We start from the raw sequence: 18,890 nt of genomic DNA, 5'->3' as shown, positions 1-18,890 counted from the left end.
GGGGCGCGCGTGCGCGGAGACGAATGGCGAGACGTTCACTGATGGCCCAGGGGCTGACGGCCTCCACGGGCATGACCGGCGACCTGCACGAGGGGCCGCCTCTGGTGGCCTTCGATTTCGACGGCACCCTGACGGTTCGCGACAGCTTCACGGCCTTCCTGAAGTGGCGTGTCAGCCCGGCGCGCCACGCCCTGGGCATGATCCGCCTGTTCCCGGCCGCCGTGGCCTACGTGTTCGACCGCAACCGCGGCAAGATCAAGGCCGCCGCCGTGCGCGAGTTCCTGCGCGGCGTCAGCCTGGAGCAATTGGAGCGCGAAGCCCGCGCCTTCGCCCAGTCGCAGGCCCCTCGCCTGTTCCGCCCCGACGCCCTGGCCGTCTGGCGACGCTGGCGGGCCAAGGGCGCCAGACTGGTGATCGTCACCGCTTCGCCCGACGTCATCGTGGCCCCGTTCGCCCGCGGCCTGGGCGCCGATCTGCTGATCGGCTCGCGCCTGGCGCTGGACCTCAACGACAGGATCAACGGTTCCCTGCTCGGCCCCAATTGCCGGGGTCCCGAAAAGGTCATCCGCCTGCGCGAGCAGTTCGGCGACGATATGTCGCTGGCCGCCGCCTATGGCGACACCTCCGGCGACCGCGAGATGTTGGCGATCGCCCACGAGAAGGGCTACCGGATTTTCAGGGGCAAGCCGGGCTGAGCTAGCGTGGCTTGGCGGCCGTCTTTGCATTCACGCGCGCCACGATCTCGGCATGTGACCTGCACATGTAGAAGCCCGGCCTGATCTTGCCGAAGCCCTTGGCTTTCGCCGTGTAGACCTCCCCGCCGGCGGTCGCCCGCCAGACGATCGGCTCGGACCGGCAATAGGCCTTGGCGGCCTTCAGCGTCGAAAAGGTCCGAGGCGCGAGCGTGGTCGGCAGGTTCTGGTAGGCCGCCGGATTGGCGCACACGGACGGATCGCATTGCGCGTGAGCCGTGGCGGCGAACGCCAGGGCCGCGCTCGAGACGCCCAACGCCACGAGGCGGCTGAACTTGATGACCATGGCCTGGACTCCCCCTACCTCCGCACTTCAGCATGCGGCGGGACCTGAATACAAACCAAAGTTATCCCAAATAAAAAGCCGCCGACCTCGCGGTCGACGGCTTTTCCAGGATCTCAAGAACGAGAAGGCGCTTACGCCTTGGCGTCCGCGTCGTCGCGGCTTTCGTTGATGTGGTCGATCAGACCCCAGGCCTTGGCTTCCTCGGCGCTCATGAAGTGGTCGCGGTCGAGGGTCTTTTCGACTTCCTCATAGGTGCGACCGGTGTGCTTGACGTAGATCTCGTTCAAGCGGCGCTTGGTCTTGATGATGTCCTCGGCGTGGCGCTCGATGTCCGAGGCCTGGCCGCGGAAGCCGCCCGACGGCTGGTGGACCATGATCCGGGCGTTCGGCAGCGCGATGCGCTGGCCCGGCGCGCCGGCTTGCAGCAGCAGGCTGCCCATCGAGGCGGCCATGCCCATGCACACCGTCGAGACCGGGCTCTTGATGTATTGCATGGTGTCGTAGATCGCCAGGCCCGACGTCACCACGCCGCCCGGCGAGTTGATGTACATGGCGATTTCCTTCTTGGGGTTCTCGGACTCCAGGAAGAGCAGCTGGGCGCAGATCAGGCTGGCCATCCCGTCTTCGACGGGGCCGGTCAGGAAGATGATCCGCTCTTTCAACAGGCGGGAGAAGATGTCGAACGCCCGCTCGCCGCGGCTGGTCTGTTCGACCACCATCGGCACGAGGTTCATCGCCGTTGCTACCGGATCGTACATAGGGATCGCCCTTTTCATTGTGTCTGGGCGGCGCGAACGCGAATCAGCCCCCGCGCGCCGTCGCCATCGCATATCGCGTGGCGCTTAACAGGTTGCAAGGAGCCGGGCCGAAGCTTGGCGCATGAAAAAGGGCGCGACCCTCGCGGACCGCGCCCTCTTCGTGTCGGAGAACGGAAGCCTTAGCCGCCGTAGCCTTCCGGAAGATCGTCTTCTTCCATCAGCTCTTCCTTGGAGACTTCCTTTTCCTCGATCTTGGCCTTGCCGAAGATCAGGTCGACGACCTTGTCCTCGTAGATCGGGGCGCGCAGGGCGGCCTGCAGGTCGGCGCGCTGGCGGTACATGTCGAACACCTGCTGGGCTTGCGCGCCGTATTGGCGGGCTTCGCGCATCATGGCGTCGGCCAGTTCCTGCTCGGTCACGGCCACGTCGTTCTTGCGGCCGATCTCGGCGAGCACCAGGCCCAGGCGCACGCGGCGCTCGGCGATCTTGCGGTACTCGTCCTTCAGCTGGTCTTCGGTCTTGCCTTCATCCTCGGGCGGCAGGCCCCCCTGGGTCTTGTCGGCCTGGACCTGTTGCCAGATGCCGTCGAACTCGGCGTCGACCATGCGCGGCGGCAGCGGGAAGTCGTGCTTGGTGTCGAGGATGTCCAGCAGGGCGCGCTTCAGCTTGAAGCGCGACGAGTTGCTGTAACGGCCTTCCAGGTTCGACTTCAGCAGGTCCTTCAGGGCCTGCAGGTCCGACAGACCCAGGCGCTTGGCCAGTTCGTCGTCCGGCTCGGCGTCGACCGGCGCGCGCACTTCCTTGACGGTGGTGGCGAACTCGGCGGCCTTGCCGGCCAGGTTGGCGGCTTGATAATCGTCCGGGAAGCTGACCTTCACCGTCACGACGTCTTCCGGCTTGGCGCCGACCAGTTGAGCTTCGAAGCCCGGGATGAACTGGTTCGAACCCAGCGTCAGCTCGGCGTCGTTGGCGGTGCCGCCGTCGAAGGCGACGCCGTCTATGGTGCCGACGAAGTCGATCAGCAGTTGGTCGCCGTCCTTGGCCTTCAAGGACTTGCCCTTGCGCGGCTCATAGGTGCGGGCTTGCTTGGCCAGGTCGGCCAGGGCCTCGTCGGTCTCGGCGTCCGAAACCTTGTAGACCGGCTTGGTCAGCTCGATCGACGTCGGGTCGATCGGCTCGAATTCCGGCATGACCTCGACGGCCAAGTCGAACGCCAGGTCCTCGCCGCCGGCCAGCACCTTGTCCATGTCGGACGAGGGCTTCAGGTCGGGCTGGCCCGCGGGGCGCAGCTTGTTGTCGTCCAGCACCTTCTGGGCGCCTTCGTTCAGCGTCGCCTCGATGACTTCGCCCATCAGGGCCTTGCCGTAGAGACGGCGAACGTGCGCGGTCGGCACCTTGCCAGGGCGGAAGCCCTTGACGTTCATCTGGGGCGCGACCTCGGCGATCCGAGCCTCGAGACGCGTGGCGAGTTCACTCGCGGGCACCGTCACGCCATAAACGCGGCTGAGGCCTTCGCCCGACTTTTCAACGATCTGCATCGACATTCTTAGCTTCTCGGCTCTCTGGGCGCCCGCGCCCGTCGTCCGCCCCAGGGGTCAAAACATCAAAGCCGCCCACGTCACCGGGGCGGCGAAAGAGCGCCCTTATGTCACGCGTTTGGCGACCGTCCAAGGGCATTGGTGCGCCCTTGGGCCAAAGGCCCGACAAAGTGGTGCGCCCATCGGGCCAAAGGCCCGATAAGCTGGTGCGGATGAGAGGACTCGAACCTCCACGCCTCTCGGCGCTAGAACCTAAATCTAGTGCGTCTACCAGTTTCGCCACATCCGCGCCGTGCGCAAAGGCGGGTTAGACATGCCCGGCGGGGTTTGCAAGTCGAGAGCCGTTCACGGCGCCTCCCGCCGCCCCGCCCGCGCCTTCCGAAACGCTTCGAAAAGCCGCCTGAAACAGGCTCGGGGAGGGTCTCGCGAAATATTCTCCGAACATCGGAACCACCAGCCCGGCCGCCGGTTATGATGATGTCCGACGCTGTTGAAAAACGCCTCGGACCTACACCGGCCCGGGCCATGCCCCCCGACTGACGTCCGGGCCGGTGTTTCTCCCTTCCCTCACTCCGCAAAAATTGCGCGCAACCGCACGGAACTAATTTCGTCACGGACGAGTTTGGCCTTTCATCCGGGAGCGAGCGCGACCTATGGAAACCATCGAAGTCATCGAAGGCGAAAATGGCTGGACGGTAAGGCGGGGAGACAGGGTGCTGTTCACCGACACCGTCGAGGAACGCACGTTCCAAGCCGCGCTGGCGATCAGCGACGCCCTGTTCGACGAGGGCGTCCCCGCCCAGGTGATCCTGGTCCGTCTCGACAGCTAGATACCGCGCGCCGCGTGGAGCCGGGCCAGCACCGCCGGCGCCAGGCCTGGAAGGTCCTCGGCGATCAGACCCGGCCCATGCGCCGCGCCGGCTTCCGCATGAATCCACGCCCCGGCGCAGGCGGCCTCGAAACTCTCCATGCCCTGGGCGATCAGGCCGGCGATGAAACCGGCCAGCACGTCGCCTGATCCGGCCGTGGCCAGCCAGGGCGTTCCGTTCAGACTGACGGCCGCGCGACCGTCCGGCGCGGCGACCACAGTGTCTGGTCCCTTCAACAGCACGACCGTCCCTGCTCGCCGCGCCGCTTCCCGGGCCGCGGTGACGCGCTCGGGCGACGCCGCCAGCAGACCCGGAAAGATTCGTTCGAACTCCCCCGGATGCGGGGTCAGAACGTCGTCCCGGTCCAGGGCCGAGAACAGGGCCTCCGGGTCCTGGGCGAAACTGGTCAGGGCGTCGGCGTCGACCACCAGGGCCGCGCCGGTCCGCGCCAGGGCGAACAGGTGACGCATCGTCGCCTCGCCGACGCCGGCCGCCGGCCCGACGACCACGGCGTCGGCCTTTTCGGCGCGCGCCTGCAGATCGACCTCGCTGTCGAAGGGCGCCAGCATGACGGCCTCCAGATGGGCGGCGTTGATGGCCAGGGCGTTCGGCGGCGACAACACGGTCACGACGCCAGCCCCGATCCGCAGCCCCGCCCGCGCCGCCAACCGCGCCGCGCCGGTGCTTGAGGCCTCGCCGCTGACCACCATCAGCCGTCCGCGCGCATGCTTGTGGGCGTCGAAGGCCGGCCAGGGGAAGCGCGCGCGCCACAGGCTCGGGTCGTTCTCGAACAGCGCGCCCTGCCCCGTCGTCGCCAGGCCGATATCGGCCACCACTACCGCGCCGCAGGCCGCCCGGCCGTCGGCCAGGACATGGGCGAGCTTGCGACGATGGAAGGTCACGGTCAGTTCCGCCTTCAGCGCCCAGTCGCCCAAGGGGCGGCCCGTATCGCCAAGCACGCCGCTGGGGGTGTCGACGGCGACGATCCCCGCCTCGCCGGCCATGACGCGCGCCAGGCGCTCGGCCTCGCCGTCTAGCGGACGCGACAGGCCCGCCCCGAACAGGCAATCCACGTAGAGCGCCGCCGAGCCCGGCTCGGACACCAGGGGTCCCGTCTCGCCCTTCCAGCGCAACGCCGCCCAGCGGGCCGCCGGACTGGCGGGCGGGCCGAGCGCCTCGACCCGAACCGGCCAACCGTGCCGGCGCAGGCGCCGCGCGATGACGTAGCCGTCGCCGCCGTTGTCGCCCGGACCGCACCAGACCACCGTTGGACGCCGCGTGTACCGATCACGGATGACGTCCGCCACGGCTTGGCCGGCGCGCTCCATCAAGGTCGTGATCGGCGTGCCGCTATCGACGGCGGCGCGATCCGCCGCGGACATCTCGGCGACGGTCATGATTTCGCGCGGCACGACGACTCCCAACCCCAAGACCATGGCGGCCTAAAGAACCTGGGTCGAAGCTTCACGTCCTTTCTCCACGAGGATCAAGCCGCTATCGACCAGATCGAACACCGTCACCGAAACATGGTCCGGCCGGAACGCGGCCACCTGCTGGCCGCCGGTCGCCACCGACACCGCCGCGTTCAGCGCCACGAAATGGCTGAACACCGCCGCCCCGGGATGCGACGCCACGCCCTGGGCCACGTCGCGGGTCCAGGCGCCATAATCCAGATCGCCCCGAATATCGCTCCACCGGCCCTCGAAAGCCTGTCGTAGCCAGGCCGGGCGATCGTCGGGGGCCAGGGCGGCCGGCGTGGGAATCTCGCCCACCCGCGCGTCGATCTCGAGCGCCACGCCCAGCGCGTCGGCCAGCGGCTGGGCCGTTTCGCGGCAGCGCCGCAGCGGCGAACTGACCACCCGGGTCGGTCGCTCGGGAACCGGCAAGGCCAGCAGGGCCTCGGTCACCGCCCTCGCCTGCTCGGCGCCAACGGCGTCCAGGCCCGGATCCAGGTCCGCGTCGCCCCAGGTCGAGGCCGGTCGGCCATGGCGGATCATATGGATGCGGCTCATTGAACCTGTCCCGGTCCGAAAGATATTCCCGCCCGTACGCCCGCGCCGGGTTTTGCCGTGACGCTTCGAGCGCGGTCATGGGCGCCGCCCGCCATTGGGAGGCCGGGATGCGCAAGAACCAACCCTGACTTGGCCGCCTCCGCAAGCGAGTCATTCGCCACAATCTTCAGCAGTTTTCGAATCGACGGCGTATTTTTCGCCATTCGGCCGGACGGGCCCAGATGCGATCCGATCCACGGCGGCGCGGCTTCCGGCATGTTCACCCCTGTCGAAACGATCGTTTCCGCGATCCTAGGCGCCCAATCGCCCCCCGCAAGGCGGTTTGGCCAGCCAAACGCGCACTGATGACGTTTCGGGCGTTGAGTGATCAATTTATAAGCAACAAACAAAACGCGACGCATGTGGCGCGATAAACGGCGCCGGCGCGCTTGTGGGCCGGCGGGTCGGCGTGCTCCGTGCCGCTCTGTCAGCGGCGCTCGCGCCGTTTGGGCGTGAAAGAAGTCTGATGAAAAAGATCGAAGCCATCATCAAGCCGTTCAAGCTCGATGAGGTCAAAGAGGCGCTCCAGGAAATGGGCGTGCAGGGCATGACCGTGCTGGAAGCCAAGGGCTACGGCCGCCAGAAGGGCCATACCGAACTCTATCGCGGCGCCGAATATGTCGTCGACTTTCTCCCCAAGATCAAAGTCGAAGTCGTCGTCGAAGACAGCCAGCTCGAGCCCGCCCTCGAAGCCATCACCGCCGCCGCCCGCACGGGCCGCATCGGCGACGGCAAGATTTTCGTGTCGGAGATCACGGAAGTCGTCCGCATCCGCACCGGAGAAACCGGCCCCGCCGCCGTCTAGGCCCGGGCTGTAACCGCTTAACGCTCAAAGGGGATAACTATGAGCACCGCCAAGCAAATCCTGGACCTGATCAAGGAAAAGGACGTGAAGTACGTCGACGTCCGCTTCACGGACGTTCGCGGCAAACTGCAGCACGTCACCTTCGACATCGACCTGGTCGACGACGACTTCCTCAATGACGGCACCATGTTCGACGGCTCGTCGATCTCGGGCTGGAAGGCCATCAACGAGTCGGACATGAAGCTGCGTCCGGACCTGTCGACCGCCATCATCGACCCGTTCTACCAGCAGACCACCCTGGCGCTGTTCTGCGACGTGGTGAACCCCGACACCGGCACCCCCTACAACCGCGACCCGCGCTCGATCGCCAAGGCCGCCCTGAACTACGTCAAGGCCTCGGGCGTCGGCGACACCGTGTTCTTCGGCCCGGAAGCCGAGTTCTTCATCTTCGACGACGTGCGCTGGAGCGTGGCCTCGAACAACACCAGCTACTCGTTCGACTCCGTCGAACTGCCGGGCAACTCGGCCAAGGAATATCCGGAAGGCAACATGGGCCACCGCCCGGGCCCCAAGGGCGGCTACTTCCCGGTCAATCCGGTCGATAGCGCCCAGGACCTGCGCGGCGAAATGCTGGCCGTCATGGGCGAACTGGGCATGAAGCCGGAAAAGCACCACCACGAAGTGGCGCCCGCCCAGCACGAACTGGGCCTGAAGTTCGACACCATGGTCGTGATGGCCGACCGCATGCAGCTCTACAAGTACGTGATCCACAACGTGGCCCACGCCTATGGCAAGAGCGCCACCTTCATGGCCAAGCCGATGTTCGGCGACAACGGCTCGGGCATGCACGTGCACCAGTCGATCTGGCAGGACGGCAAGCCGCTGTTCGCCGGCGACAAGTACGCCGGCCTGTCGGACATGTGCCTGTGGTACATCGGCGGCATCATCAAGCACGCCAAGGCGATCAACGCGTTCTCGAACTCGACGACCAACTCGTACAAGCGCCTGGTGCCAGGCTACGAAGCCCCGGTGAAACTGGCCTACTCCTCGCGCAACCGCTCGGCCTCGATCCGCATCCCGCACGTCGACTCGCCGAAGGCCAAGCGCATCGAAGCCCGCTTCCCCGACCCGATGGGCAACCCGTACCTGACCTTCGTGGCCCTGTTGATGGCCGGCCTGGACGGCATCGCCAACAAGATCGATCCGGGCGCGGCCGCCGACAAGAACCTGTACGACCTGCCGCCCCGCGAGCAGAAGAAGATCCCGGAAGTCTGCGGTTCGCTCCGTGAAGCCCTGGAAAACCTCGACAAGGACCGCGCCTTCCTGAAGGCCGGCGGCGTCATGGATGACGACTTCATCGACAGCTACATCGAGCTGAAGATGGAAGAAGTCATGCGCCTGACCCTGCACCCGCACCCGGTCGAATTCGACATGTATTACAAGTGCTAAGCTTCACGGCTTAGGACGACGAACGAGGCCCGCGGAGCGATCCGCGGGCCTTTTTCTTTGTTGCTCGTCTGGTGGTGGCTGGCGTTCGGGGCTCGGTGGGAGCTCGAAGGGCTGCGCTCTAGGGGCGCCATTTACCGCTTTCGACGGTGGGCTCAACTGATCGCCGCAACACACTCGGCGAAGGTCTCTGCAGGGGGCCTTCCAGCGATCCCAGATTTCAGCCCGCTGAGCCGCCGAATAGTAGATACGACGCCGCTGCTTCATCACCCACGCTCCCTCTCCGAAGAAAAGTTAGCGTGTTGCGTTCACCAGTTGAGCCCACCACCCAAGTCGGACCTTTGGCAAAAAGGCGAACCCGGGCATCTATAGCAGTATGAAGCTTGATCGTAGGGCTGCGACGTTTGGTATAGGCATAGCGCTCGTCGGCGCGGCACGGGCTCGTGGGGATGAGAGAAATCGCGTGCACCCAATGATACTAACTGGTGACGACTCATCGGTGCGGCTGATGATTGTCGACTACCAATTCCCCAAAATCATCGACGACGAATGGGATTCCAATTGGCTCATTGTCGATGGGGCAGTTCGACTCGCGGGGCGTGAATGGCGCTTCAGGGACCCCTGCCTAACTGCCTTTGAGGCCAGACGCTTGGCCGATTGGCTCGACGCTTGCGTGCGGGGAAAGGCAGAGAAGCCATATTGCGGGTTTACTGAGCCAAACCTCCAATTCGATCTCATCGATCCGCAGACCTTACGTGTCAGCTTTGCGTTGGAGTCTGCGCCCCCGTGGGCCAAAAAAGGTGATGACTGGACTGAGCACGGCTTCAACCTGCCTGTCGGTCCCGCGCTTGCCGAGGCCGCCTCAAACCTTCGTCACCAACTTCGGGCTTTTCCTGTGCGCGGCTCAGGTCAAGGGTGAGTCAGAACCCGCTTCTGGCAACCTTCCACCTTTCTCGGACCTATTAACGGTCAGCTAGGCGCTCACCGATTCTTAGCTCAGCCCGACCCCGCCCACCGGCACGGTCTCGAACCGATGCCCGAAGCCGGCGATGATCGGGCGGGCCTTGGCGATCGCCGCCTGCACGGCCGGCAACTTCAGCGAGGCGGCATGGCTGTCCTTGTCGGTCCAGACCTCGGTGATCCATAGGGCGTCGGCGTCGGTGGCGTCGTTGGCGACGATGTAGCTGAGGCAGCCGGGCATGCCTCCGGTGCTTTCGGTCAGAATGGCGACGAGCTCGTCCCGCTTGCCGGCAATGGCCTTCATCTGTCCGATCAGTCCGTACATGGGTCTGCTTTCCTGAGTCAGGGCCTGGGCGTCGAGCGGCGCGATGGCGAGCGCCATGCCGCCCGCCAGCACGGCCCGCCGGACCGTTCCATCCGTCGAATATCGTTGAGTCATGGGTTCTCCGGCCTCCATCCTCGGCGAGGACTGTCCCCAGGATGTCAGCAGTCGCCTGCCCTACGCCTTGCACTCGCCTTCCGTCGCGACGCTGACGCCCTTGGACGCGGCGTTGCAGGCGCTGGGATAGGTCTTGCCGTCGCAGCCGCAGACCGGGGCGTAGATCATCGTGCAGACCTGTGGCGGCTTGCGGCAGACGCCGGCCGCGTCGGCCACCGTGTGGCACTGGCCGGCCGCCATCTGGCAGCTCAGCCCCTCGGCGCACTGGAAGCCGGCGAAGCCGCCGCACATGCCGCCCTCGGCGACCGGCGCGCGGTGCGAGGCCGGCGGCGGCGAAGACGGCCCCGAGGGCGCGGCGGCGGTGCAGCCGAGCAGGGTCAACGCGGCCAGGAGGACCGTGAGGGGACGCCAGATCATCGAAGGACTCCGCGCGTTTGGGTTCGGCTTGAGAGGGTCATCCTGGCATGTCCCGGCCCGCGCCGGCAAATCGCCCGGCGGCTGAGCTTTCCACCCCTTTTCTTCGCGCCCCGGGCGGCCCATACGGGGCGCTCCCGCCGAATCGACGCATGTTCCCGTAATGTCCTCCAAAGACGATCCCAACGCTTCCTTCTCGCTGTTCGGCGACGACGCCCTGGCTCCCGTGCCCGCGTCGCCCGTGCCGGCCCGCGAACCGCATCGCGAGCCTGCCCCGCGCCCCGCCGCCCCGCCGCCCCCGGGGGCGGCCAGCGCCAAGGCCGCGCCGGAACCCGCCTCCGCGCCCTCATCCGGCGGCTACACCGCCAGCGACATCGAGGTGCTGGAAGGCCTGGAGCCCGTGCGCAAGCGGCCAGGCATGTACATCGGCGGCACCGACGAGCGGGCCCTGCACCACCTGTTCGCCGAAGTGCTGGACAACTCGATGGACGAGGCCGTGGCCGGCTTCGCCAAGACCATCGAGGTCAAGCTCGACGCCGACGGCTACCTGTCGGTCAAGGACGACGGCCGCGGCATGCCCGTGGACCCCCACCCCAAGCATCCGGGCAAGTCGGCGCTGGAGGTGATCATGACCGTCCTGCACGCGGGCGGTAAGTTCAGCGGCAAGGCCTACGAGACCTCCGGCGGCCTGCACGGCGTCGGCGCCTCGGTGGTCAACGCCCTGTCCGAACGGGTCGAGGTCACCGTCTGGCGCGACGGCTTCGAGCACCTGCAGGTGTTCTCGCGCGGCAAGCCGCTGGGCCCGGTCGAGAAGATCGGCCCGTCCAAGAAGCGCGGCACCGCCGTGCGCTTCATCCCCGACGAACAGATCTTCGGCGAGGGCGTGGCCTTCAAGCCGGCGCGCCTGTACCGCATGGCCCGCTCCAAGGCCTATCTGTTCCGCGGCGTGCAGATCAAATGGTCCTGCGACCCCTCGCGGATTCAGGACCAGACCCCGGCTGAGGCCGTCTTCCACTTCCCCAACGGCCTGGCCGACTTCCTGGCCGAGCGCACCAAGGGCCTGGAACTGGTGACGCCCGAGAGCTTCTCGGGCCGCATCGAGCGCCAGGGCGAGGCCGGCGCCGTCGAGTGGGCGATCGCCTGGACGCCGCGCGGCTTCGGCGAGCACGACGGCTTCATGCAGTCCTACTGCAACACCGTGCCCACCCCCGAAGGCGGCACCCACGAGAGCGGCCTGCGCGCCGCCCTGACCAGAGGTCTTAAGGCTTACGCCGAGCTGAAGAACGAGAAGCGCGCGGCGATCATCACCGCCGACGACGTCATCGCCCAGGCCGGGGCCCTGATCTCGGTGTTCATCAAGAATCCCGAATTCCAGGGCCAGACCAAGGAAAAGCTGTCGTCGTCCGAGGCCCAGCGCTTTGTCGAAAACGCACTGCGCGACCCGTTCGACCACTGGCTGACCGGTTCGCCCAAGGCCGCCCAGGCCCTGCTGGAATTCGTCATCGACCGGGCCGAGGAACGCCTCAAGCGCCGCAAGGACAAGGAAGTCCAGCGCGCCTCGGCGACCCGCAAGCTGCGCCTGCCCGGCAAGCTGGCCGACTGCGCCGCCGGGGCGGTCGACGGCGCCGAGCTGTTCATCGTCGAAGGCGACAGCGCCGGCGGCTCGGCCAAGCAGGCCCGCAACCGCAAGAACCAGGCGATCCTGCCCCTGCGCGGCAAGATCCTCAACGTCGCCTCGGCGACCGGCGAGAAGTTCAGCGCCAACAAGGAGCTGTCGGACCTGATGCTGGCCCTGGGGGCCCAGGGCGGCAACCGGTACCGCGAAGAGGATCTGCGCTACGAGCGGATCATCATCATGACCGACGCCGACGTCGACGGCGCCCACATCGCCAGCCTACTGATCACCTTCTTCTACCGGACCATGCCCGAGCTGATCCGCGGCGGGCACCTGTTCCTGGCCCTGCCGCCGCTCTACCGTCTCAGCCACGGCGGCAAGAGCGCCTATGCCCGCGACGACGCCCACAAGGACGAGCTGCTGGCCACGATGTTCAAGGGCAAGAAGCCCGAGATCGGCCGCTTCAAGGGCCTGGGCGAGATGATGGCCGCCCAGCTCAAGGAAACCACCATGGACCCGGCGGTGCGCACCCTGGCCAAGATCACCCTGCCGCGCTCCGAAGAGGCGGTCGAGGCCCTGGTCGAGACCCTGATGGGCCGCAAGCCCGAGCTGCGTTTCCGCTTCATCCAGGAAAACGCCGAGTTCGCGGCCGACGACCTGGACGTCTAGGCGGGCTGCCCCCAGGTCGCCGAGGGCCTCGCGGATACGCCGCGAGGTCGTGCCGCGATCTGGCCGAGGACCAGGACTCCTCCCCTCGAGTCGACGCATTCGCCCTCACCCGAACCCGCGCCAAGACGCCTCCTGATGGCGCGGCGGCTTTCGGGAGCGGTCCTATTGAAGAATCTAACATTTCACATTTGCGCCTCTCAAGCGCAGCTAAGCCCCCAAATGAATTCGACTTTCTCGGTTCATATTTTCACGTTCGCTGCATTTTTGACCGATTTGTCGACCGATTTTGCTTTTCCAGGGCGATTTTTGAGCAGATGCAAGGATGAGATTACGAAATCCGGACCCGATCCGCGTGGATCCCGACCGGAGCCAAAGCCGAGCGGCGCCCCAAGACGTCGCCAAAGTCAGGGAAGTGACCCATGAAGATCCTCGTCGCCTCGACCGCCGCCCTCCTGCTCCTGGCCGGCGCCACGTTCGCCAGCGCCGCCCCCTCGGAAACCGTCAGCATCGCCGTGTCCAAGGCCAAGCTGGACCTCGCCAATCCGCGCGACGCCCACCGGATGATGAAGCGCATCGACGCCGCCGCCCTGGAAGTCTGCGGCGCCTATCCCCAGAGCGCCCTGGGCGTGAAGCGCGCCATCGCCGGCTCCTCCTGCCACCGCGACGCCGTCGCCGGCGCCGTGGCCCAACTGCAGTCGTCACAGGCCTCGCTCGACGTCACGCCCACCGCCCGCTAGTCGGCGCGCGTCGCCCGGCCGCGAGGTCGGGCGACCGGATGGTCGTTGACAGATCGAATTACACTTGTAATCTCCAATTCGAATTACATCCGTAATCCGAAGGAGCAAGTGATGCGCATCAACCGCCCGATCCTCGTGGCCGCCGGCTTGGCGGCCAGTTTTCCCCTCCTCGCCGCCTCGCCCGCCCTGGCGGCGGCAGGATCAACGCCGCGCCTGAGCGTGGGGGACGTCTTCTTCAACGCCGCCCTGCCCGTACAGGCGATCGCCGTGCTGCTGGTCGCCGCGATCATCGCCGCGCCGCTGCTGCGCGATCGCACCCGTCGCCTGGTGGCCTCCTTCGTCGCCGGCGCCCCCTTGCTGGCGCTCGCAGCCGCCGCCTTCACCGGCCTGGGCGCCGCCGTCGGCTACGCCAACAGCACCGTTCCCCCCTCCGCCACCGTCATGGCCCCCGCCTGGGCCGAGGTCCTGTTCCTGGCCGTGCTGGGCCTGCTGGCCGCGTTCTCGGCCGTGTTGTCCCTGGGCCTGGCCAAGTCAGAGCCGACCGGGACCTGATGCGAGGTCCTCCCCCTGTGGGGGAGGCGGCCGAAGGCCGGTGGGGGGAGTTTTGGGGTTTGTCGATCCGGGCTGTGTTCACCTTCCAAATACTCTCCCCACCGATCGCTGCGCGATCGCCTCCCCCACGGGGGGAGGACCTTGAAGACACACGGCTTCGCCGCCTCACGCGGTTCACCCGCTGAGCTATCGGAAAGGGTCGCGGAGCGCCGGACACCGTCCGGAGTGTGTGAGTAGTAACCGTTTCGACGAAGCCCAACCGCTCCGCGCCATCGTTTTCCAGGAACCTCCCGGCGGGTGGCCCTCTTAAGGCCTTACCAGAAGCGCCCCCGACGGACGGGTCCTGCAACGCCGTATCCCCCGCACGCCTGTCGCCCTCGCCAGCCCCGTCATGCTCCGCCGTTCCTGTCGTCCATGGGCGGCTCCCCATAGGTGGCATGCGGGTCGCGGTCATGGCTGACCGCCGCCGACGAGCGCTCTCCGCTCGATCGCCCCCCGCCGCCGCATCGGTCGCTGGCCATGCGCCCTTTCCCCGCGACGAGGTGAGATCAAGCATACGGCGGGTTTTGGAGGGGAGGACAGGCGGGGTGCGGGTTGAGGGATTTCAGTGGGTTAGGCGCAAACAGCGCGCGAAGTTGGCCCCTTCTTGCGCCCTCTCCCGGAGGGGAGAGGGAGGGGCCCGCCGCGCAGCGGTGGGAGGGTGAGGGGTGACGCCGTCAACCGCCCATCCCCAACGCCCTGCCGGCACGCCGTCCAACTCAGCAACCCCTCACCCTCCCAAGCTTCGCTTGGGCCCCTCCCTCTCCCTTTGAGAGGGTGCCCGAAGGCCGCCACCCTCTCAAAGGGAGAGGGAGAAACGCGTAACGGGTGACAAGGCCTTGATCATGGACACCCCCTTCCCGGCATGGTTGAACACCACGGTAGCGTTTGGGGAAAGACGACATGACCGACACGGCCACGGGCTCGCGGCCCTTCGAGATCGGCCGGGTGATCAACCGGACCTTCGGCGCCATCGGCCGCAACTTCGTCGTCTTCCTGCTGCTGGCGGTGATCCTCGGCGGCCTGCCCAACCTGCTGTTCACCTGGGCGCAGCTCAAGATCACCGGCGTCACCCCCTCCTTCGCGCCGCAGACCCTGGTCCTGTGGTTCGGCGGCTTCCTGTTGGTGTTGCTCGGCGGCCTCGTCCTGCAGGCCGCGATCGTCCACGCCACGATCGCCGACCTCAAGGGACGGCGCGCCAGCCTGGGCGAAACGCTCGGGGCCGGCCTGCGCCATTGCGGCCCCCTGCTGCTGCTAGGCATCCTCACCTGGCTGGGCCTGATGATCGGCTTCCTGCTGCTGGTCGTGCCCGGGATCATCCTGGCCGTGGTCTGGTCGGTGGCCATCCCCGTCAAGGTCGCCGAGAACACCGGCGTCCTGGAGGCCTTTTCCCGCAGCCGCGACCTGACCCGCGGCCGCCGCTGGCCGATCTTCGGCCTGTTCCTGATCTATATGGTTCTCGTCTGGATCGTTCAGGCGATGGTGCTGGGTCTGGGCCTGGCGGTCGCCGGCGCCCTGCACGGGCCGCTCAACACGTCGGGCGACGACGCCACCGCCTTCCTCGACGTCTTCCAGCGCAGCACCCTGATCACCTCACCGATCACCGTCACCCTGATCGCCATGGTCAGCGCCAGCGGCCTGGCCGCGCTCTATTACGAACTGCGCGCCAGCCGCGAAGGCGTCGGCGCCGAGGCCCTGGCGGCGGTGTTCGAGTAGCGGCACTCTTCGCCTAGCTACGTCTTGTCGTGCTTGTCCTTGCGCCGCTTGCCCAGCAGCAGCCGCGATTCCAACCGGCCGCGCAGGCCCGCGTAATAGGCGGCGAGGAAGTCGCCGTCCGACTCGTCGGGCGAGGCCTTCCAGCCGATCTTCAGGCGGATACGGGCGGCGACCAGGGCGACGGTCTTGGTCTCGTAGCGGCGCAGCACATCCTCGAGCACGTGCAGTTCCTTGACCCCGTAGGCGTCGAGATGGGCCTGGGTGAAGGCGAAGCGGCCGTGCGACGGGCGCGACGATTGCACGAGGTCGGGGACCAGCTTGCGGGTGGGCGCCTTGACCACCCAGGTGCCGGCCACCAGGTCGCCGACCCGCAGGCGGTCGCGGTTGAACAGCGGGAACAGCAGGAACACCCCGCACCAGGCCAGGCCCGCCAGGCTGATCCAGGCCCCGACCTGGCCGCCGTTGACGATCAGGAAGCCCATCGGCAGGTAGAGCTCGATCTCGCGCATGGCGTTGCGGGCGAAGATGGCGTCGGCGGTCAGCCGCCCGCCGTTGCGCGCCGCCACCCGCAGGCCCATGGCCCGCTTGCCCGGCGTCGCGGCCCCGGGAGTCAGCTCGAACAGGATGAAGTAGAGGTTCCTCAGCACGAAGAACACCAACATCCAGACCGTGGCGATCACCTCGCCGCCCTTGCCCTGCGACCCGACGAACGCCAGCAAGGTCAGCAGGGTGAAGGCGATCAACACGCCCAGCATGATCGCCAGGTCGATCATCAGGGCGGTCGCCCGCTCGCCGCCGTCGCCCAGACGCAGCCGCAGGTCGACGCCTTCCGGCGTCACCAGCGAACGATCGCGCGGCGCGTCGCCGGGCGGCGGTCCGCCGGGCTGGACCGCCGCCGCGGCCTTGGCCTTCCTGGCCCAGGGCTTCATGGGACGGCCTTGGCGCGGCGCGGCAGGTAGAGATAGGCCGGCCACAGAACCAGGGTGACCAGGGCGATGCCGTAGCGCGCGAAGTCGTTCTGGATCACCTGCCGCCCGACGCCTTCCAGGATGCCGGCGCAGAACAGCATGACCACCACCCCGGCCATCAGGGTCGCCGACTGGCGTCCGGCCTGGGCCATGGCCGCCGGGCGGGAGAGGTCGCCAGGAAAGGCCAGGGTCCAGCCGATGCGCAGGCCCGCCGCTCCGGCCAGGATCACCGCGCCGATCTCGGTGACGCCATGGATGGCCAACCAGCCGCCGGCCTCGAACCCCAGGCCCTTCATGCCGAACGCGGCCAGGAAGGCGCCCAGCATGCAGCCGTTGTAGGCCATCAGCATCGCGGTCGGCAGGCAGAAGGCGAACCCCAGGGCGAAGGCGAAGATCGCCACCCCGGAATTGTGGGTGAACAGGAAGGCGGCGAACACCGACAGGCCCGAATGGTCGCCGCCCTTGTGGTACAGCGTCGCGCGCATGGCCTCGGCCGAAGCCGAGGGACCACGCCCGCCGGCCAGCCCCTCGGGCACGAAGGCGCTGAACCAGTCGGGGTCGTGAAGGGTGAGGAAATAGGCGGCCGCCACCCCGGCCAGGGTCAGCAGGAAGCTGAACAGGGTCTCGCGCCACAGGGCCTTGGCCGCCGCCGGCCACTCTTGGGCGAAGAAGCCGCCGAGCCGCTCGACCAGGCTGGAGCGCGTGCCGTAGACGAAGAAATAGGCCCGGGTGCTGAGGCTCTCCAGATAGTCGACCAGGTTCTGGTCCAGCGAGGTGGCGCGAGCCACCGACAGCGACGACAGGGCCTGGCGGTAGAGCACCGGCATGGCCAGCAGCTCCTCGTCGCTCAGCGCCTTGGCCGAACCCTTGCCGACCTTGGCCAGCAGCGTCTCCAGCCGACGCCAGTCGTCCTCGCGCTCGGCCCGGAAGCGGTAGCTCTTGAGGTGCAGCTCGGCCATCACAGCAGGTCCCGGCGCTTGAGGTCCAGATAGCTCGCCAGCAGGGCCGGCCCGACCTGGTCGGCGGCGGCCTCGACGATCTCGACGCCCATGCGGCGCAGGCGGCCGACCACCAGGTCGCGCTCGCGCATCAGCGAGGCGGCCACCACGGCGCGCGAGACGTCGTCGGCGGTCTCGGGCGCCTTGCGCTCGATGACCTCCAGCTCCTCGTCGCGCATCATCACGAACAGCACCAGGTGCTGGCGCAGCAGCCGGCTGACGTTCTCCAGCATCAGTTCGGCGCTGGTGGAGTCTGCGATGTCGGTGAACACGATGATCAGCGAACGGCGCGACAGCTGGCCCGACAACTGGGTCAGGCCCAGGGTGTAGTTGGTCTCCTCGGTCGAATAGTCGATCGCCGAGGCCAGGCGCTGCAGGGCGGGAAAGGCGTTGGGGCCGGAGGTCACGCCGCTGCTCACATTGGGCCGGGCGTCGAAGCCGAACAGCCCGACCTTGTCGCCCATCTTCAGGCCCACATAGGCCAGCAGCAGGGTGGCGTTGAGGGCATGGTCCAGGCGCGGTCGACCCAGCAGCGGCTGGCTCATCAGCCGGCCGGTGTCGAGGGCAGCGACGATGTGGTGGTTGCGCTCGACGTGAAACTCCTTGGCCAGCAGCGCCCCGTGCCGGGCCGATTGCTTCCAGTCGATGGCCCGACGGTTCATGCCGGGCCGGAAGTCGGTCAGGGCGTGGAACTCGCTGCCGCCCCCCAGGTCCAGTTGCAGGCGGTGGCCGATCGAGGCGTCGCGGGAGAACAGGCGCAGGGCCTCTTCCTTGACCCCGGCGATGTCGAGGGTGACGGGGATGACGCGTTCGAGCCGGTCGTCGCGCTGCTTCCACATCAGCCCCAGCGGACCGCGCCAGCGGGCCGAGACCCGGTGGACGATCCCCTCCCCGCGTCGGGTCGCCGTCAGGACGAAGGGCAGGCCGGCCTGGCGCTCATGAACCCGCGCCCGGCCGTGGGCCGGCGAGGCCTCCAGCCGGTCGTCGAGGTCGATGGCGAACTCCACCGAGGCCGGCGCGACGCCGCGCGGGAACACGGCGTGGAACAGGGCCGGCTGGGTCTTGCCGCTGGCCAGCGAGCCCGGCGCGGTCAGGGTCAGCTGCATCTTGCGCCGGCCCGGCGCCAGCAAGGCGTCGACGAATAACAGGGCGGCGACCATCGCCATCCAGGCCGGCCCCAGCAGCCACAGCCGCGCCGAGACCAGCGCCAGCCCCAGGGCCAGGGGCGCGCCCAGGACCATCAGCAGGATCGCTCTGGCGGTGGGATAGATCCGCAAG

General features: G+C 67.6%; 18 protein-coding genes and 1 tRNA gene. 8 read left to right on the top strand and 11 right to left on the bottom strand.

Annotated features, from left to right (window positions below; all coding sequences use genetic code 11):
* The first annotated feature begins 23 nt into the window (after window positions 1-23).
* The gene (locus ASD79_RS05440; RefSeq protein ID WP_056720024.1) at window positions 24-695 is read left to right on the top strand and encodes an HAD-IB family hydrolase; all 672 of its coding nucleotides are present in this window, start codon (window positions 24-26) and stop codon (window positions 693-695) included.
* 1 nt (window position 696) lies between these two features.
* Here ASD79_RS05440 and ASD79_RS05435 read toward each other — a convergent pair whose 3' ends face one another.
* The 6 genes from ASD79_RS05435 to ASD79_RS05410 form a co-directional block, all read right to left on the bottom strand.
* Window positions 697-1,038, bottom strand: coding sequence for a hypothetical protein (locus tag ASD79_RS05435; RefSeq protein WP_056720023.1), 342 nt, complete (start codon window positions 1,036-1,038; stop codon window positions 697-699).
* A 131-nt stretch (window positions 1,039-1,169) separates the two neighbouring features.
* The gene (locus tag ASD79_RS05430; protein ID WP_193352460.1) at window positions 1,170-1,814 is read right to left on the bottom strand and encodes an ATP-dependent Clp protease proteolytic subunit; all 645 of its coding nucleotides are present in this window, start codon (window positions 1,812-1,814) and stop codon (window positions 1,170-1,172) included.
* Window positions 1,815-1,975: 161 nt separating this feature from the next.
* The gene (tig, locus tag ASD79_RS05425) at window positions 1,976-3,334 is read right to left on the bottom strand and encodes a trigger factor (RefSeq protein WP_304438976.1); all 1,359 of its coding nucleotides are present in this window, start codon (window positions 3,332-3,334) and stop codon (window positions 1,976-1,978) included.
* 204 nt (window positions 3,335-3,538) lie between these two features.
* Window positions 3,539-3,623: transfer RNA gene (locus ASD79_RS05420), tRNA-Leu, on the bottom strand.
* Window positions 3,624-4,160: 537 nt separating this feature from the next.
* Window positions 4,161-5,615, bottom strand: a complete 1,455-nt coding sequence (locus ASD79_RS05415; protein WP_056720103.1) for a bifunctional ADP-dependent NAD(P)H-hydrate dehydratase/NAD(P)H-hydrate epimerase — start codon at window positions 5,613-5,615, stop codon at window positions 4,161-4,163.
* Between the two features lie 30 nt (window positions 5,616-5,645).
* Window positions 5,646-6,215, bottom strand: coding sequence for a histidine phosphatase family protein (locus ASD79_RS05410; protein WP_056720021.1), 570 nt, complete (start codon window positions 6,213-6,215; stop codon window positions 5,646-5,648).
* A 505-nt stretch (window positions 6,216-6,720) separates the two neighbouring features.
* Between ASD79_RS05410 and ASD79_RS05405 the strand changes: the two genes are divergently transcribed.
* The 3 genes from ASD79_RS05405 (at window position 6,721) to ASD79_RS23755 (ending at window position 9,424) form a co-directional block, all read left to right on the top strand.
* Window positions 6,721-7,059 (top strand): P-II family nitrogen regulator, encoded by a 339-nt coding sequence (locus ASD79_RS05405; protein WP_007676488.1) that lies wholly within the window; start codon window positions 6,721-6,723, stop codon window positions 7,057-7,059.
* A gap of 39 nt (window positions 7,060-7,098) precedes the next feature.
* Window positions 7,099-8,508, top strand: a complete 1,410-nt coding sequence (gene glnA, locus ASD79_RS05400) for a type I glutamate--ammonia ligase (RefSeq protein WP_056720020.1) — start codon at window positions 7,099-7,101, stop codon at window positions 8,506-8,508.
* Between the two features lie 505 nt (window positions 8,509-9,013).
* Window positions 9,014-9,424, top strand: coding sequence for a hypothetical protein (locus ASD79_RS23755; protein ID WP_156400382.1), 411 nt, complete (start codon window positions 9,014-9,016; stop codon window positions 9,422-9,424).
* Between the two features lie 72 nt (window positions 9,425-9,496).
* On the opposite strand, the gene ASD79_RS05395 is transcribed toward ASD79_RS23755, so the two are convergent.
* On the bottom strand, window positions 9,497-9,904 hold the full coding sequence (locus tag ASD79_RS05395; RefSeq protein WP_200952280.1) for a putative quinol monooxygenase: 408 nt from the start codon (window positions 9,902-9,904) through the stop codon (window positions 9,497-9,499).
* Window positions 9,905-9,964: 60 nt separating this feature from the next.
* Window positions 9,965-10,321 (bottom strand): Kazal-type serine protease inhibitor domain-containing protein, encoded by a 357-nt coding sequence (locus tag ASD79_RS05390; RefSeq protein ID WP_056720019.1) that lies wholly within the window; start codon window positions 10,319-10,321, stop codon window positions 9,965-9,967.
* A 160-nt stretch (window positions 10,322-10,481) separates the two neighbouring features.
* Here ASD79_RS05390 and parE point away from each other — a divergent pair, with 160 nt between their 5' ends.
* The 4 genes from parE to ASD79_RS05370 all read left to right on the top strand — a co-directional run bounded on the left by parE (window position 10,482) and on the right by ASD79_RS05370 (window position 15,646).
* Complete coding sequence (parE, locus tag ASD79_RS05385) at window positions 10,482-12,602, top strand: DNA topoisomerase IV subunit B (RefSeq protein ID WP_056720018.1); 2,121 nt, start codon at window positions 10,482-10,484, stop codon at window positions 12,600-12,602.
* 419 nt (window positions 12,603-13,021) lie between these two features.
* Window positions 13,022-13,339: a UrcA family protein gene (locus ASD79_RS05380; RefSeq protein WP_056720017.1), complete on the top strand. Its 318-nt coding sequence runs from the start codon at window positions 13,022-13,024 to the stop codon at window positions 13,337-13,339.
* A gap of 111 nt (window positions 13,340-13,450) precedes the next feature.
* Window positions 13,451-13,891 (top strand): hypothetical protein, encoded by a 441-nt coding sequence (locus ASD79_RS05375; protein WP_056720016.1) that lies wholly within the window; start codon window positions 13,451-13,453, stop codon window positions 13,889-13,891.
* A gap of 942 nt (window positions 13,892-14,833) precedes the next feature.
* Window positions 14,834-15,646: a glycerophosphoryl diester phosphodiesterase membrane domain-containing protein gene (locus tag ASD79_RS05370; protein ID WP_056720015.1), complete on the top strand. Its 813-nt coding sequence runs from the start codon at window positions 14,834-14,836 to the stop codon at window positions 15,644-15,646.
* Window positions 15,647-15,663: 17 nt separating this feature from the next.
* Here ASD79_RS05370 and ASD79_RS05365 read toward each other — a convergent pair whose 3' ends face one another.
* The 3 genes from ASD79_RS05365 to ASD79_RS05355 are packed head-to-tail and all read right to left on the bottom strand — an operon-like array spanning window position 15,664 to window position 18,889.
* Window positions 15,664-16,575 (bottom strand): RDD family protein, encoded by a 912-nt coding sequence (locus tag ASD79_RS05365; protein WP_082584817.1) that lies wholly within the window; start codon window positions 16,573-16,575, stop codon window positions 15,664-15,666.
* The gene (locus ASD79_RS05360) at window positions 16,572-17,573 is read right to left on the bottom strand and encodes a stage II sporulation protein M (RefSeq protein WP_056720014.1); all 1,002 of its coding nucleotides are present in this window, start codon (window positions 17,571-17,573) and stop codon (window positions 16,572-16,574) included. The genes ASD79_RS05365 and ASD79_RS05360 overlap by 4 nt, the downstream gene beginning before the upstream one ends.
* Window positions 17,573-18,889, bottom strand: coding sequence for a DUF58 domain-containing protein (locus tag ASD79_RS05355; RefSeq protein ID WP_235524334.1), 1,317 nt, complete (start codon window positions 18,887-18,889; stop codon window positions 17,573-17,575). Before ASD79_RS05355 ends, ASD79_RS05360 begins: the two co-directional genes overlap by 1 nt.
* Window position 18,890: the final 1 nt, after the last annotated feature.

It is taken from the genome of Caulobacter sp. Root655 (assembly GCF_001427665.1).
In the GTDB taxonomy this organism is placed as follows: domain Bacteria; phylum Pseudomonadota; class Alphaproteobacteria; order Caulobacterales; family Caulobacteraceae; genus Caulobacter.
Note: the sequence above shows the minus strand (reverse complement) of the source record. Positions and strands in the feature narration are given on the sequence as shown.